12 protein-coding genes are annotated in these 15968 nt (G+C 38.4%); 8 read left to right on the forward strand and 4 right to left on the reverse strand.

Annotation, left to right across the window (positions count from 1 at the left end; genetic code table 11):
* Window position 1: 1 nt before the first annotated feature.
* Window positions 2-937 carry a phosphate ABC transporter substrate-binding protein gene (locus tag CY0110_RS14735; RefSeq protein WP_008276262.1) on the reverse strand — a complete coding sequence of 312 codons (936 nt, stop codon included), beginning with the start codon at window positions 935-937 and terminating at the stop codon, window positions 2-4.
* 822 nt (window positions 938-1759) lie between these two features.
* Here CY0110_RS14735 and CY0110_RS14740 point away from each other — a divergent pair.
* Together CY0110_RS14740 and ychF are read left to right on the forward strand one after the other, a co-directional pair.
* Entirely contained in the window at window positions 1760-3544 is a 1785-nt protein-coding gene (locus CY0110_RS14740; RefSeq protein WP_008276264.1) for a putative bifunctional diguanylate cyclase/phosphodiesterase, read from the forward strand.
* A gap of 86 nt (window positions 3545-3630) precedes the next feature.
* Window positions 3631-4722, forward strand: coding sequence for a redox-regulated ATPase YchF (gene ychF, locus CY0110_RS14745; RefSeq protein ID WP_008276265.1), 1092 nt, complete (start codon window positions 3631-3633; stop codon window positions 4720-4722).
* A 217-nt stretch (window positions 4723-4939) separates the two neighbouring features.
* Here the strand turns inward: ychF and CY0110_RS14750 are convergent, their stop codons facing one another.
* On the reverse strand, window positions 4940-5614 hold the full coding sequence (locus CY0110_RS14750; protein WP_008276266.1) for a response regulator transcription factor: 675 nt from the start codon (window positions 5612-5614) through the stop codon (window positions 4940-4942).
* A gap of 157 nt (window positions 5615-5771) precedes the next feature.
* On the opposite strand from CY0110_RS14750, the gene CY0110_RS14755 reads away from it, so the two are divergent.
* A complete protein-coding gene (locus CY0110_RS14755; RefSeq protein WP_008276267.1) occupies window positions 5772-6191 on the forward strand; it encodes a DUF2996 domain-containing protein in 420 nt (139 codons plus the stop codon).
* Window positions 6192-6263: 72 nt separating this feature from the next.
* Here the strand turns inward: CY0110_RS14755 and murB are convergent, their stop codons facing one another.
* Window positions 6264-7199: a UDP-N-acetylmuramate dehydrogenase gene (murB, locus tag CY0110_RS14760; protein WP_008276268.1), complete on the reverse strand. Its 936-nt coding sequence runs from the start codon at window positions 7197-7199 to the stop codon at window positions 6264-6266.
* Window positions 7200-7341: 142 nt separating this feature from the next.
* Window positions 7342-8910: a UDP-N-acetylmuramate--L-alanine ligase gene (gene murC, locus CY0110_RS14765; protein WP_008276269.1), complete on the reverse strand. Its 1569-nt coding sequence runs from the start codon at window positions 8908-8910 to the stop codon at window positions 7342-7344.
* A 507-nt stretch (window positions 8911-9417) separates the two neighbouring features.
* On the opposite strand from murC, the gene CY0110_RS14770 reads away from it, so the two are divergent.
* The 5 genes from CY0110_RS14770 (at window position 9418) to CY0110_RS14790 (ending at window position 15939) form a co-directional block, all read left to right on the forward strand.
* Complete coding sequence (locus tag CY0110_RS14770; protein ID WP_008276271.1) at window positions 9418-10374, forward strand: GGDEF domain-containing response regulator; 957 nt, start codon at window positions 9418-9420, stop codon at window positions 10372-10374.
* A gap of 214 nt (window positions 10375-10588) precedes the next feature.
* Window positions 10589-11602 carry a type I glyceraldehyde-3-phosphate dehydrogenase gene (locus CY0110_RS14775; protein ID WP_008276272.1) on the forward strand — a complete coding sequence of 338 codons (1014 nt, stop codon included), beginning with the start codon at window positions 10589-10591 and terminating at the stop codon, window positions 11600-11602.
* Window positions 11603-12067: 465 nt separating this feature from the next.
* Window positions 12068-12721, forward strand: a complete 654-nt coding sequence (locus tag CY0110_RS14780; RefSeq protein WP_008276273.1) for a MotA/TolQ/ExbB proton channel family protein — start codon at window positions 12068-12070, stop codon at window positions 12719-12721.
* Window positions 12705-13106 carry an ExbD/TolR family protein gene (locus CY0110_RS14785; protein ID WP_008276274.1) on the forward strand — a complete coding sequence of 134 codons (402 nt, stop codon included), beginning with the start codon at window positions 12705-12707 and terminating at the stop codon, window positions 13104-13106. Before CY0110_RS14780 ends, CY0110_RS14785 begins: the two co-directional genes overlap by 17 nt.
* Window positions 13107-13449: 343 nt before the next feature.
* Window positions 13450-15939 carry a TonB-dependent receptor gene (locus tag CY0110_RS14790; RefSeq protein ID WP_008276275.1) on the forward strand — a complete coding sequence of 830 codons (2490 nt, stop codon included), beginning with the start codon at window positions 13450-13452 and terminating at the stop codon, window positions 15937-15939.
* Window positions 15940-15968 lie beyond the last annotated feature (29 nt).

Consider the following 15968-nt stretch of genomic DNA (forward strand, 5'->3'; position numbering starts at 1 on the left):
ATTACTGAGCATCTTGTATAATTTGCTGCCCAGTGGGAGACGTTGCATAACCTAAAAAGGCTTTTACTGCTTCAGAAGGGGGATTTTTATAGGCATAATATAACGTTCTGGTGTAGGGATAATTAGTCGCTTCGGGGGTTAACCCATCAATAGGAACTATTCTTACCGTTTGCTGATCAGCCACTTGCGTATAAGTTGCATAACTAATGCCGTTAGTTCCTAACTGTTGTAAAATCGGTGTGGTTGCGTCCCTGTCCATAGTAGTGATATTAGAGGTATTACCGAAATTTTTTGAATTTAGGGCTAATTCTGCAAAAATTTCCCTTGTTCCACTCACAGAAGGACGATTAATCACGTTTATGGGTTCGGATGCTCCCCCTACCTCAGACCAGTTTTGGATCTTGCCTTGGAAAATATCTTTAACTTGCGGTGAGGTGAGACTTTTACGAAAACTATTGTCAACGCTTACCACAACAGCGATCGCATCATTGGTAACAGGGATGGCTACTAACCCTTGTTCTTGTTCTTCGACGGTTAAGGGACGGGAGATAGCTGCAATATCAATTTTATCTTCTAATAAAGCCTGAATCCCCTTTGTTGAGCCTTGAGCATTAGTGGAGACTTGAACCCCAGGAAATTGCTGTTCAAAACGATTTTTTAGAGCTTGATTCACTAATACGAGGCTGGTTGACCCATCAATTTTAACAGTTGTTCCTTGGGGGACTGTTTTCGGGGGACTAAACGCAGTGACTGAAGTAGGGGAGGGAGGGGAAGGTAACGTGGTATTGGAACTGAGGGGTTGATTATTAGGGGAAGAAATTAGATTGTTAGGGTTATCTTTAGTTTGCCGAGTAAATAACCAATAGCCTCCGCCTAAAATACTAAGGGTAATGATCAGAGAAAGAACCGTTATTAGGGTTTCTTTTTTTGCATTCATAACAGTGCCAGATAAGCTTACTTTATTTTAGTCTTTTCTCTCGCTATCTTAGGAAGAATATCTATTTTTTAAGAATTAAATCACAGATATACTATTTTAGTTATGAAAGAATAGTACGTATAATGCGATCTCAAAAGTCTTAATGAATATCTTAAAATCCTTGGGATTCGTGGTTAAAGAAGCTAACAATTGAGAAGAAGGGTCAAACTTTGGGAAACACGGCAACCTTACTGGATCGGGAGCGATTTAGTAATGCCAGTTATAGATGGGGATCAATCTACTCAAATTATTCGTACTAAAATGAAAGAATTAGCATTGACCAAAACGACTAACATTATTGCTTTAACTATCAGTAGTTTTAGTGAAAATTGAGAAGCAGTTTTAAACATTGATTGTGATAATTTTGTCAGCAAACCGTTTTCTAAGACCAGGGATCTTTGCAAAACTTGCCGAATATCTAGCAGTTCGATATATTTATAATAGTTCCCTAACTGCTACCATCACTCAAGAGAAGACAACATAAAAAGCAATTAAAACAACTTAAAAAGCAATTAAAACAACTTAAAACAAGGCTAAAAGCCCTATCTAAATTTTTGTATAAACTAACTCCAGCAAAAAGCAGCAGTAGCGCATGGAGAATGTACATTACAATTCCTCGATGAATTACCATCGGAGTATACAGATTTATTTCAAAGGATAGCAGACTTAGTGGAAAATTACAGTTTTGATCAGATAATGGAAATTACCAAGGAATAATTGTTCTCAAATCACACTTAAATTACTCATTACGGCAAAAATGTAATAGCATAAATTATTGTATTCATGATTAATCCTTATACCTCGCAACCCTCGGCGAATATTCTAATTGTTGATGATAAACCCCCAAACCTTCGTATTTTATCGACCATGTTAGTTAAAGCAGGGTATAAAGTTCGGGCGGTGACCAGTGGCAATATGGCATTAACAGCAGCTAAAACCATGCCTCCAGATATCATACTCTTAGATATCAAAATGCCTGATATAGATGGTTATCAGGTTTGTCAAGAACTCAAACAGTTCCCAGAAACCGCAGAGATTCCTGTCATTTTTCTCAGTGCTTTGCAAGACGTGGAAGATAAAGTCAAAGCCTTTGAAGCAGGGGGAGTCGATTACATTATTAAACCCTTTCAGTTTGAAGAAGTTCGCGCTAGAGTCTCTCTTCATTTGACCTTTAGACAAACCCGTTATCAACTGCAACAATTAAACCAAGAACTGGAAAAACGAGTTGAAGAACGTAGCACAGATTTACTTAAGGCTCAAGAAGAACTGCTATTTCATGCCCGTCACGATAGTTTAACGGAATTAGCTAACCGTCTCTTATTTTTAGAACGGGTTGATTTAGCTCTGAAACGGGTTCACGAAGAGAATAATTATACTTTTGCTGTCTTAGTCATTGATCTTGATCGTTTTAAAAGAATTAACGATAGTGAGGGTCATATCGTAGGCGATCGCTTGTTAGTCGAGGTCAGTCGTAGCCTAGAAACGTTAGTCAGTCCGGCTGATACTGTAGCCCGCTTAGGGGGAGATGAATTTGCCATTTTACTCGATCCCATTGATGATGTTAATGAAGCTCTCAAAGTCGCCCAACAGGTCAAAACAACCTTAACTACTTCGTTTTTTATCCAAGATAAAGAAGTGTTTACCAGTCCCAGTATTGGTTTAAGCATCAGTCACCGTAAATATCAATCCGCTATCGAAATTTTACAGGATGCCGATATTGCTATGGGACAAGCTAAAGAAAAGGGACGGGGAAGATATGAAATTTTTAATCAAAAAATGCACGCCCAAGCATTAAAATTATTAACTTTAGAAACGGATTTACGTCACGGAATCGATAAAGAGGAATTTAAAGTTTATTATCAACCTATTATGCAATTAAACCCCATTGAATTAGTGGGGTTTGAAGCTTTAATTCGTTGGCAACATCCCTACAAAGGTTTTATTTCCCCTGGAGAATTTATTCCGGTTGCTGAAAATACAGGATTAATTATTCCCCTTGGCACAATCGTTTTAGAAAAGGTATGTCATCAGATAAAAATCTGGAACAAAAAATATCCTCACGCAACGAGTTTAAAAGTTGCTGTTAATTTTTCTAGTAAACAATTTAATGATGTCAATCTTGTCAAAAACATTGACGAAGTTTTAGAAAAAATGAACTTAAATTCTAATAATTTAAAAATAGAAATCACAGAAACCTCTTTGATTGAACATTCTTTGAAAACCATCAAATTAGTTAAAGAATTAAAAAAACGTAATTTAGAAATTTGTCTTGATGATTTTGGTACAGGTTATTCTTCTTTAAGTTATTTGCATCGTTTTCCGGTTGATATCTTAAAAATTGATCGTTCTTTTATCAATAGTATTGGGCAACCCGAAGAAAATTTAGAAATTATTCAATCTATTATTACTTTAGCTCATAACTTAGGAATGAAAGTAGTGGCAGAAGGTATTGAAACTGAAGAACAACTCATTTATTTACAACAATTAAACTGTGATTTTGGTCAAGGATACTTTTTTAATCGACCTTTACCACCCGCAGAAGTAGAAAAATTATTAGAAACTAATTAATAATTATTTAATTAGGTTGAATTGATTATTTTTCATGGATCATTGATAATAAATAAAGACCGATTGATCATGATATAAGGGATAGAATGCTCAAAGCTGGAATCGTTGGACTACCTAACGTCGGTAAATCGACTTTATTTAATGCTCTTGTTGCTAATGCCAAAGCAGACGCAGCTAATTTCCCCTTTTGTACCATTGAACCGAATGTAGGCGTTGTGTCGGTTCCTGATGAACGATTAACGGTTTTAGCTGAACTTTCCCAGTCTGATAAAGTTGTCCCCACTCGTATGGAATTTGTGGACATTGCAGGCTTAGTCAAAGGAGCTTCCCAAGGAGAAGGACTTGGTAACCAATTCTTAGCAAATATACGCGAAGTCGATGCCATTGTTCACGTGGTACGCTGTTTTGATGACGATGATATTATTCATGTTTCGGGTTCCGTTGACCCGGCTAGGGATATTGAAGTGATTAATCTAGAATTGGCTTTAGCCGACCTCAGTCAGATGGAAAAACGTCTAGAACGGGTACAAAAGCAAGTCAAGGGTAAAAAAGAAGGTCAAGAGGAAATTGTCGCCTTAGAGAAGATTATTGCTGCGCTCAATGAAGGAACAGGAGCGCGTCATGTCGAGTTAAGCAAAGAAGAAGAAGTGTTAATCAAACCCTTGGGACTATTGACCCGTAAACCCATTATTTATGCAGCTAATGTGTCAGAAGATGACTTAGCCACGGGAAATGATTGGGTTGAAGAGGTGAGAAAGATTGCTGAAGCTGACAATGCAAAGGTCGTAATTGTTTCTGCTCAAGTCGAATCGGAATTAATTGAGATTTCTGAAGAGGAAAAAGCAGACTATTTAGACGCTTTAGGGGTTAAAGAGGGAGGTTTACAATCATTAATTAAAGCCACTTATGAATTATTAGGACTGAGAACTTATTTAACCACTGGCCCCCAGGAAACTCGCGCTTGGACTATTTTTGCTGGAATGAAAGCACCCCAAGCAGCAGGGGTTATTCATACCGACTTTGAACGGGGATTTATCCGCGCTGAGACGATTTCCTATGAAGATTTAGTGGCGTGTAAAACCATGACAGTGGCTAAAGAAAAGGGATTGGTTCGTAGTGAAGGAAAAGACTATGTGGTAAAGGAAGGGGATGTGATGTTATTTAGGTTCAATGTTTAATTATCCACCTTTCATTTTTATTAACAGGTAAATAGGAAAAACAGTCCAGAAAAGTCCTGGACTGCCATTAAGAGCTGCCGATGAAGCGTAAAACATCAAAAAAACGGCTAACTCTTGTTACGGAGACACTTTTAAAGTTTGAATAGATAACAGTATATTAAACTTGTTGTTTATTGTAACTTAAGTGACCCGTAATATTGGGTTTTGTTCCCAGAGTTTAACTAACTAAATGATGATCTAAGGCGAAACGGACTAATTCTGCACGGTTGCTCGTGTCAGTTTTCCGCAGCAGACTACTAACATACTTTTCAATGGTACGAGGACTTAAATGGAGTCTCTGACCAATTTCCCCGTTAGATAGTCCAGTGGTTAATAAATCAAGCACTTCGCTTTCTCTTCGAGTTAAGTCTAAAAATTCCATTTCTGCTTGGATGGAAATTTTAGCAGCTTCTTGTTGTTGTTGGAGATTTTTTTGAGTCTGGGACTGTTCTTGAGAAAACCGCCATTCTGACTGAATGATTTGCGATCGCTCCAACAAATTACGGATCACTGCCTTTAATTCCTCCATTTCAAAGGGTTTGGGTAAATAGACATCACAACCAACTTGATACCCTTGAATACGCTCTTCTGTTGTATCGCACTCGGTCAAGAAGACTACAGGAAGCAAACGAAACTCAGGGAGTTGTCGCAGTTCTTTGACTAAGGTATAACCGTCTTTGTATGGCATTTTAATATCCGATACCAACAAATGGGGACGATAAGTTTGAACTAGGGAAAAAGCATCTTCTCCATTTTGGGCGGTTATCGCTGCATAACCGTGCATTTCTAAGTAGTCTTTAACGGCGACACGAATTCCTAGGTCGTCATCGGCGACTAAAATCAGTAATGGCATAAGTGAGGATTCTTGTCTCTACTTCAAGCATAGCATTTTTTTATTCTCTTAATGTAATGTCGTACCGAAGCGTTATCCGTTAATTACAGTATTTTGCTGAGGACTTTGATAAAATTGTGTTGTGAAATGCGATCGCCCTATTAAGTAAAGCAAAATTATGGCAGAAGAGACAAAACCCAAAGCAAAAAAAGAAAAGCCTCCCGCTATTGAGGAGAAACCTTTCACGGAGTTTATGGAGGAACATTTTACGCCGACTCTTAAAGAAAGTCTCATCAACCAAGGACTTGATGATATCGAGTTATCTTTTACTAAAGCGGATATATCCATCGCCGGAGCAACGTCTGATGAACCCTGCTGGCAAGTCATTGGTACCTGGAACCAAGGACAACGCCAATTTAAACTTTATTTTCTTGAAGAAGATATCAAAGGTCAAAAAGCTTTTTCCTATGCCGTTAATGGGAAGCCTCCGAGTACCATTGAATCCTTTATGATTGATGAACGTAAGATTAACTTAGATTTGATGGTGTTATATACTCTACAACGCCTAAATGGACAAAAATGGTTAACCCGAAATTAATTAATTGATGAAAAGGTCGGAAGTATAGGAAGACGCTTAATATTTTCTTCCTCTGCTTCCCCTGTTTATGCTTTAAAGAGTAGAAAACTCTCCTAAAATTTTAACCTCTGGTTCAAGCAGTAAAGACCAATGAGCCTGGACTTTTTCTTGAACATGATGAATGAGTCGAAAAATATCTTCTGCTTTAGCCTGACCGCAATTTAAGATAAAATTAGCGTGACGCTGGGAAACCTCTGCATCTCCTACTCGATATCCTTTTAAGCCTAACTGTTCGATCAACCAACCAGCAGCATAGGGAGTAGGATTACGGAATACACTGCCACAACTAGGTTTATCGTAGGGTTGAGAGCTTTTACGCTGCCAAAGATTGTCTTGTGTGGTGGCGGTAACAACTTCACGGCTAAACCCTGGTTGTAGTTGAAAGGTAGCTTCTATAACTAACCGTTGTCCCCCTTGTAAAGCAGAGGTACGATAACTGTAGTTTAAGTCTTCGGGAGTTAACGTTTCAACCTTACCATCTGGAGACACCACCACAGCACTAACTAAACAGTCTGCAGCACATTGATTATGCGCCCCTGCATTCATGACCACCGCCCCGCCAACGGTTCCAGGAATACCCACAGCCCATTCTAAGCCTCTCCAGCCTCGTTTTGCTGCTTGCCAAGCCACACTGACAATGGGTTGTCCGGCTGCTACGGTAATACGTCCTGTTTCTTCGTCGAACTGACGGTGACGAAGATAACGGGTACTTAAGACTAACCCATCAATTCCGCGATCGCTAATTAATAGATTTGAGCCGGCTCCCAATAACATCAAGGGAATATCTTGTTTTTGGAACCATTCAAAGATTCCTTGTAACTCATCCCAGTTACGAGGGGCAGCATACCATCGGGCTTGTCCCCCAACTCGATAGGAGGTATGGGGGGCAAGGGAGAAGTTAGGATAAATTTTTCCTGTGGTTCCCGATAGTTCAATAGGCTTAGATGAAGGGGAAAAAGCGGTGGTCATGGTTCCTTACTACTTAATGAGGGTAATCTGAGAAAGACGACTATAGGTTAAACTAATTGTTCCTAAATCTTGTTAAAAATTGAGGATAATTAGCTCTTTTTTGACCTATTATGCTTGGTTTCAGCAATCAATATATCGGTGATCACTGAGTAATTGAATTCCTGATTTTTGTTTCAGATTTCGCTGTTAGTTGTTGACTTAATTCAGTCGTTTCATACTGAGTAATTACTTGAGGAATAATCTGATTGAGATTTCCTGCACCCAAAAACATCACTAAATCACCAGATTGTAAAAAATCAGGCAATACTTGATGTAAATGCTTGAGGGAGGGTTCGTAAATTACATGAGAATGATTATGTTTTATTGCTTCGGCTAAATCTTGACCACTAATATTGTGGAGATTAACTTCTCCTGCACTGTAGATGTCAGTCAAAATAACTAAGTCTGCATCCTTAAAACAAGCAGCAAATTCTTTTAAAAAGGTGGCTGTTCGACTGTAGCGATGGGGTTGAAAAATAGCGACCACACGAGAAATATTTTCGCCATCAACTTTACAACGAGCAGCCGATAGGGTGGCTTCAATTTCACTAGGATGATGGGCATAATCATCAATGAAGGTAATACCGTTACAATGGCCACGGTGTTCAAACCGTCGTTTTGCTCCTGCAAAAGTGAAAAGGGCATCTGCAATAACCCCAAAATCTAATCCTAATTTTCGTCCTACTGCGATCGCTGCTAAGGCATTACTAACATTGTGGCTTCCTGGAATGGTGAGACGCATCTCTCCTAAATAGCGACCCTTTTCCCAAACCTCGGCCGTAGTTCCTTTGTGGTTGCTAACGATATTTTTAACGGTGTAATCTGCCCCTTTTGTCGAGTCTAAGCTATAAGTGATCGAAGGAGTTAATTGAGTCGCTACCGTTTCACAGTCTAAACACCCAATCAATAGATCACACTGGGTTTCAAAAATTTGGAAGGTTTTGACCACATCATCGAGGGTTTGATAATGGTCAGGGTGATCCAGTTCAATATTGGTAACAATGCCAATATTAGGATAATGCTTAGTCAAAGAACCATCGGACTCATCTGCTTCTGCTACGAGATAACCGCCTTTAGCCCCGATGCGAGCATTTCCTTCCCAAGCATCGACTTCTCCCCCCACAATAATCGTCGGATCAACCCCTGCTTTGAGTAGCATATAGCCAATTAAACTGCTGGTGGTTGTTTTGCCGTGGGTTCCAGCAACCGCAATACTTTGATAATCACGAATTAAAGCAGCCAAGACATCGGAACGATGAAAGATAGGACATCCTTTTTCTTTGGCTGCAGCATACTCAGAGTTACTATGAGCAATAGCAGTTGAACAGATGACTTGAGGTAACGTTTCGTTAAATAATAAATCATTGGGGTCAGCCAAAGTTTTACTATTACCATTGGAGTAGGATGGCTGACTCCCATTAACCGCCACTGATACCGTTTCTAATACTTGTTCTCGACAACCACTAAATAATTCTAAATTAGTGGCCTCCTGACGACTAAAAATATGAGCCCCAACTCCTTGTAATCGCTCAGTAATATGGGTTGAGCGCAAATCCGACCCCGATACGGGTAATTGCCGTTTAGCCAAGACATAGGCTAAGGCGGACATTCCGATGCCACCAATGCCAATAAAATGAAAAGGCCGTCCACTAAAATCTACGGTTTTCACCATTACCTCTCCTCACATACCACACAACAAATAGTTAAATCAATAAATTATGATTTTACGGGCTATGATATCAAAAACTGACTCATTGGTCATTAAGACTTATCTGTTCAGTATGTACCACATCACATTATTCTGAACCCACTTTATTATAAAGAGTTCCCTAACTCGGAAATTCAGACACCGTAAATGGATCATATTTTATATTAGTACACACAAAATTGTTAAAAAACTATCAAAAGGATGACAAACTGCAATAAGTAAAGATTTACTTAAAAATGTTCTTAGACTAAATATTTTATTGTTTTTGCGGTCAATTAAGAATCTTAATACGGAAAATTTAAACTATATTGATGGTGATGAGAACAAACTGAGACAAGTTTTAATTAACATATTAAGCAATGGGATTAATTTTTCTGAAACAGGAACCCTAATCCTACAAGCTGAAAATATGATAAATAATGAATTTTTCTTATGTTTCACTCATCTGATCTGCAAACAAATTTTAGCATTATGATCATTGATGATCAGGTTAGTAATTTAGAACTACTATCGTTGATGCTAGATCAGCAAGGGTATGAAGTGAGCCAATTCCTTAATGGCTTAACGGCTTTGAAATCTATAGAATTATCGCTTCCTGACTTAATTTTACTTGATATTAGAATGCCAGAAATCGATGGTTATACTGTTTGTCGAAAGTTGAAAGAAAATCATAAAAGTCGGGATATTCCCGTGATCTTTATTAGTGCTAATGATAGAGCTTTAGATAAAGTGCAAGCTTTTTCTGTGGGAGGATGTGATTATATTAGTAAACCATTTAATGTAGCTGAAGTGTTGGCGAGAGTCGAAAATCATCTAAAAGTCAAACAACTACAAAAAGCATTAAAAGAAAGAAATAAACATTTAGAAAGTGTAGTGAAAGCCTTAGAAGAAGCCAACAAAAAACTAGAAGATATTTCTCGTCTTGATGCTTTAACCCAGATTAGCAACCGACTTCATTTTAATGATTGTCTAGAGAGAGAATGGAAAAGGGCAATGAGAGAAAAAGAGCCATTAGGACTGATTTTATGTGATATTGATGACTTTAAACGATACAATGATACTTATGGTCATTTGCAAGGCGATCGCTGTCTTCATGACGTTGCCCAAGGGTTAAACAAGGCTGTTTTGAGAGGGACGGATCTCGTTTGTCGTTACGGGGGAGAAGAATTTGCCATTATTCTCCCTAATACGGATTTTTCAGGAGCCGAACCTATCTGTCAAAGAATTGTTAAACAAATCAGAGACTTAAAAATTCTTCATTCTGCTTCTTCTGTTTGTAATTACGTTTCGGTTAGTGTAGGGTTTGCTAGTTTAGTCCCTTCGATTCACTCCACGTCAGATAAATTAATTTGTTTAAGTGATAAGGCTCTCTATAGAGCTAAAAAAGAAGGGAAGAATAGATTTCAAATCTTCCCAGACAAACACTGATAATTAGTTAACTAAAAGCCAAGATCATCTGAGTTAGGAGTGACGATTTATTTCAAGCTAGAGTCTGATGATCTCAAGATGATAATGGGAAAAATTACCCACATAAGAAAAAAAGTTGAGCCAGGGTATCGAAAAAGATCAGGGTTTGGGGTATGATTGGGGTCATTAATAATGTTTTAATCTATTGAAGTAAAACACAGAGGGTAAGACGCAAGTGATTAGAGTAGCAATCAACGGGTTCGGACGTATTGGACGCAACTTTTTACGGTGTTGGTTAGGTCGGGAAAATACCAATTTAGAAGTAGTCGGTATTAATGATACTTCTGATCCCAGAACTAATGCTCACCTGCTAAGATACGATTCTATGCTCGGTATATTAGATGCTGACATTGAGGCAGATGAGAACTCTCTAACGGTTAATGGCAAAACCATTAAGTGTGTTTCCGATCGTAACCCCTTAAACCTACCTTGGACAGAATGGAATGTCGATTTAGTGGTTGAGTCTACTGGGGTTTTTGTTACGGAAGAGGGTGCATCTAAACACCTCGTTGCTGGTGCCAAAAAGGTTTTAATTACTGCTCCAGGAAAAGGCGGTAATGTGGGAACTTACGTTGTTGGAGTTAACCACCAAGACTATGACCATGACAAACATAATGTAATTAGTAACGCTAGTTGTACCACCAACTGTTTAGCCCCAGTGGTAAAAGTCCTTAATGATAACTTTAATATCATCAAAGGCACCATGACCACTACCCACAGTTACACTGGAGATCAGCGGATTTTAGATGCTTCTCACCGTGATCTTCGTCGGGCGCGGGCTGCAGCCGTCAACATCGTTCCTACCTCCACTGGAGCAGCTAAAGCAGTAGCTTTAGTGATTCCTGAAATGAAAGGTAAGCTAAACGGTATTGCTATGCGAGTCCCTACTCCTAATGTTTCTGTGGTTGACTTAGTGGCACAAGTAGAAAAAAGCACCATTGCAGAACAAGTTAATGAAGTCATGAAGAGTGCTTCAGAAGGCTCGATGAAGGGTATTATTGGCTATAATGATTTACCTCTAGTATCTTGCGACTATCGAGGTACAGATGTATCTTCTATCGTTGATGCTAGCTTAACAATGGTTATGGGTGGCGATATGGTTAAAGTCGTTGCTTGGTACGATAACGAGTGGGGTTATTCTCAACGAGTTGTTGACTTAGCTGAAGTTGTTGCTAATAAGTGGAAATAATTCCACCAAACCACTCAACTTAATGTAATTTATCATTAATGAAAGAATTTCACCCTCCGACTTATATTCGGGGGGTTTTTTGAGTAAATTTGTATCTTGCACCTTCAATAAAATTAACCAGTGAGAAGACGCAAGAGAATTTTATGCTTTGTCTATTATTAGTAAGACTTAGCAAGTAAAGGATAGTAGTTAATAGGATTTTATAGTCAATATCTATGATTGAGTTGAAAAATCTTCTAAATAAGAATGACTCAAGTATATATTTAACACAAATAGTCTTTTTTGTCTTAAGCTCCATCATAAGGGTTTTTCAACCATTGTCGACCCTCATCAATTTTCTGATATCACCTTAAGTTTACTTATAAGTTTCAAGAAATTATTGATCTTACTTGCTAAAATCACAAAACTTAGTATAAAGTATATTGAAATCAATTCTCAATAACCTAATTATAGCTATCTATAATGATGTCTCTTACAAACTTTTTTGTCTCTGGTGGTATTGTTGCCTGGCCACTACTCATTTTTTCTCTATTGGGAGTCGCCCTAATAATTGAACGAGCAATCTTTTGGTATCGCATCAAATCCCGTCAACATAAGATTGTCACCACTGTCTTAAAACTGTATCGAGTGGATCAACGGGTTGCAGCGATCGCTAAACTTAAGCAAAACCTCGATCTTCCTATCTGTCGTATTTTCCTCGAAGCGTTAGCCTTAGAAAATGCGACCCCTACAGAGTTTCGCTTAGCTTTGGAAACAGCCACTCAAGCAGAATTACCGCTTTTTAAACGGTTTAATACTTTATTTCAAACCATTATCGCTGTGTCCCCTTTATTGGGATTGTTAGGGACAATTTTAGGATTAATGCAGTCTTTTGCATCTTTGGACATTGGTAATGTAGCCGGAACCAATGCTGCTGGAGTAACAGGAGGTATCTCCGAAGCCCTAACTTCTACGGTAATGGGGTTAGTGGTGGCTATTTTTACTCTTTTATTTGCTAACTCGTTTCGCTCATTTTATCTACGACAACTGGCTTTAATTCAAGAATACGGTGGTCAGTTAGAACTTTTGTATCGTCTTTTTTATGAGAAAGGAGGAAAAACCTATGCGACTTCCCGATGAAACCGAACCCACGGCAGAAATTAATATTGTGCCAATGATTGACGTTATTTTCTCAATTTTGGCCTTTGTCATCATTTCTACCATGTTTTTGACTCGTTCTGAGGGATTACCTATTAATTTGCCCTCGGCCAAAACGGCTGAACCCCAAGAAACCAAACAAATTAACGTTACCATTGAGCCTGATGGAGACATCTTTGTTGATCGCCAGCCTGTTCAGGTTAATAGTCTCAAAAGCTCGATTACAGGTTTAATTGGAGAAAATAAGCAAGGTTTAGTTATTATTAACGCGGATAAACAAGTTGATCATGGCCGTGTTGTCACGGTGATGGATATGGTTCGCCAAGTTCAAGGGGCTAAGTTGGCGATCGCAGCGACTAAAAAATGATCCCAAGTGTAGGGAGAGTAGAAAGAATATAAACAGTTTCCTCCCCCTGCTTCTTGTTCTTTTTTTTTCTTAAAATTTTTTGTCCTCTTATTAAGATATTTTTTTAATAAAAAAATAAAATTATTGGAGATTTAACCAACACATTCCTAAGAATTAATCTAAGACAAAGCTTGTCCTTAACTCTGTTTAAGGGCAATATTTCCTATGAGTTTATTAATTAAAATTAGAAATTTTTTTGCCTAAAAAATATTTGACAAAAATTATCATTATCAATTACTGTAATTTATTAAGAAAGATTCTTAATAAAGCCTTGAGTATTTAATCGTTAATTTTGTGGTGTGAAATGAAATTAAATAATGTCGTTTCTGGAGTGTTATGCAGTTCGATCGCTGTATGTATCGCGCCTTCAGTACAAGCGCAGATCAGTATTACCAATATCCAAATCAACCCAACAGACAGAGGGATAGAGATCATCTTAGAAACCCCACCAGGAGCAGATCCTCCCATTTTTTCAGGAAGTTTCGGGACGACTTTTTTTGCCGAAATATCTGATGCTCAATTGAACCTATTAACAGGGGGAAACTTTCTGCAAGAGAACCCCGCAGAAGGAATTGAAAGTATTAGGGTGACACAACTACCGAATAATGTAGTGGAGATAACTGTCATTGGTAGGGAAACCTTACCGATAGTAAATCTCAATAGAGAAGACGGAGGACTGGTATTGAGTTTAGATACAAGCGAACCAACCCCAGACACCGAAACAGAAGAAACCCAAGAAGGGGAAGATGACGAAGCGATCGAACTGGTAGTAACGGATGATGATCGCGAAGACGACTACTATCAACCCGACGAAGGGGGTAGTACCGCCGTAGGAACCGATACCCCGTTAAGAGATATTCCCTTTTCTGTTCAGACAGTTCCCGAAGAAGTGATACGGGATCAGCAGGTGATCCGTCTTGATGATGCGTTGAGGAATGTTAGTGGGGTACAGCAAAACTCAAGAGATCCCAGGGGTCAACGGTTCCAAATTCGGGGGTTTGACAGTTCAAGTGTGTTGCGAGATGGATTTCGCCAAACCTTTGGACGTTTTGGAAACAGTGGGTTTCAAGACTTAACCAACGTCGAACGAGTCACCGTGTTAAAAGGGCCAGCTTCTATTTTGTACGGTGCATCCGAACCTGGGGGGGTAATCAATATTGTGACTAAACAACCTCAAGAAGAAGCCTTTTATGAAGTGCAGTTTCAAGCTGGAAATCGAGGCTTTTTGAGTCCTACCATTGATTTGAATAGTCCCCTCAATGCAGATAAAACCCTACTTTATCGGATCAATTTCTCCTATCGCAACGAAGAAAGTTTTCGAGACTTTGATACTTATATGGAGCGGAAATTCATTGCTCCTAGTTTAACTTGGAAACCTAGCGATCAAACCAATTTAACCCTAAATTTGGAATATTCCGATGACGATCGCCCTGCGGATTTTGGGGTGATTGCCATTGGCGATCAGGTAATTGATACGCCGAATGCTCGTGTTTTTGGAGAACCTCAAGACTTTCTAAGAGGGGAAACTTTGCGAGTTGGCTATAAATTTGAACACGAATTTAGCGACAACTTTAAGTTTGAGAATGCTTTTACCTATTTACGGTATGACACGAGATTTGTTAATGCCTTTAGTCTATTTTTTGATGAAAACACAGATACCCTTTTTCGTAGCTTTATCGAACTGGATCAACCGAGTACCAACTATGAAATGAAAACAAAATTAATTAGTAACTTCAATACTTGGTCAATCAAACATAAATTTTTAGTGGGTCTTGATCTCAACCGGCGGGAACAATTAGGTAATATTGGAAGAGGAAGTTTTACGCCATCTGCCTCTATTCCTTTAAATGTTTTTGATCCAGTTTATGGAACGGTTCCGTATCCTGATTTTAATCAACAACCCATTTTTACTTTTAGTGATACACAACAGGATCGCTTAGGGGTTTCGGTACAAGATCAAATCGAATTGTTTGAAAATTTAAAAGTAGTAGCAGGCTTTCGTTATGACAGTACAGAACAAGAAAATTTGAATAGAAATAATCCTAATGCGGAGGAAAATGTACAGTATGAGGACGCAGTTTCTCCGAGGGTTGGTATTGTTTATCAACCCATAGAAGAAGTTTCTTTGTATGGAAGTTATAGTGAATCTTTCTATCCTAATCCTGATCAAACTGTTAACCTTGAATTTCTTGATCCAGAACAATCTGAACAATATGAAATCGGCATTCGGGCCGAACTTTTGAATAAAAAATTATCAATTAACCTAGCTTATTTTGATATTACTAAAAATAATGTCGCTGTGGCTGATCCTCTCTTTCCTACTTTTTCAGTGGCAGTTGGAGAACAAAATAGTCGAGGGGTTGAATTAGATATTATTGGTGAAATTATTCCAGGTTTAAATGTCGTCTTCAACTATGCTAACATTACCGCAGAAATCACCGAAGATAATGACATAACTCTCATCGGAAATCGTTTAGTTAATGTACCTGAACACAGTGCAAATTTATGGCTAACTTATCAAATACAAGATGGATTTTTTGAGGGGTTAGGATTTGGCGGTGGTTTTAACTATGTAGATGATCGCTTTGGGGATCTTGACAATAGTTTTCGTCTCGAAAGTTATACCCTAGGGAATGCAGCTATTTTCTATGAAAGAGATAATTGGCGTTTAGCTTTGAATATCAGAAATGTTTTTGATAGAAACTATATTCAAGGGTCAGAAAATAGCCGTACTGATGAAATTTATCCAGGGGAACCTTTTACAGCTATTGGCTCTTTAACTATTCGATTTTAACTAAATTGGGGGTTAACAACCGTTAATCC

This window comes from Crocosphaera chwakensis CCY0110 (genome assembly GCF_000169335.1).
GTDB lineage: Bacteria > Cyanobacteriota > Cyanobacteriia > Cyanobacteriales > Microcystaceae > Crocosphaera > Crocosphaera chwakensis.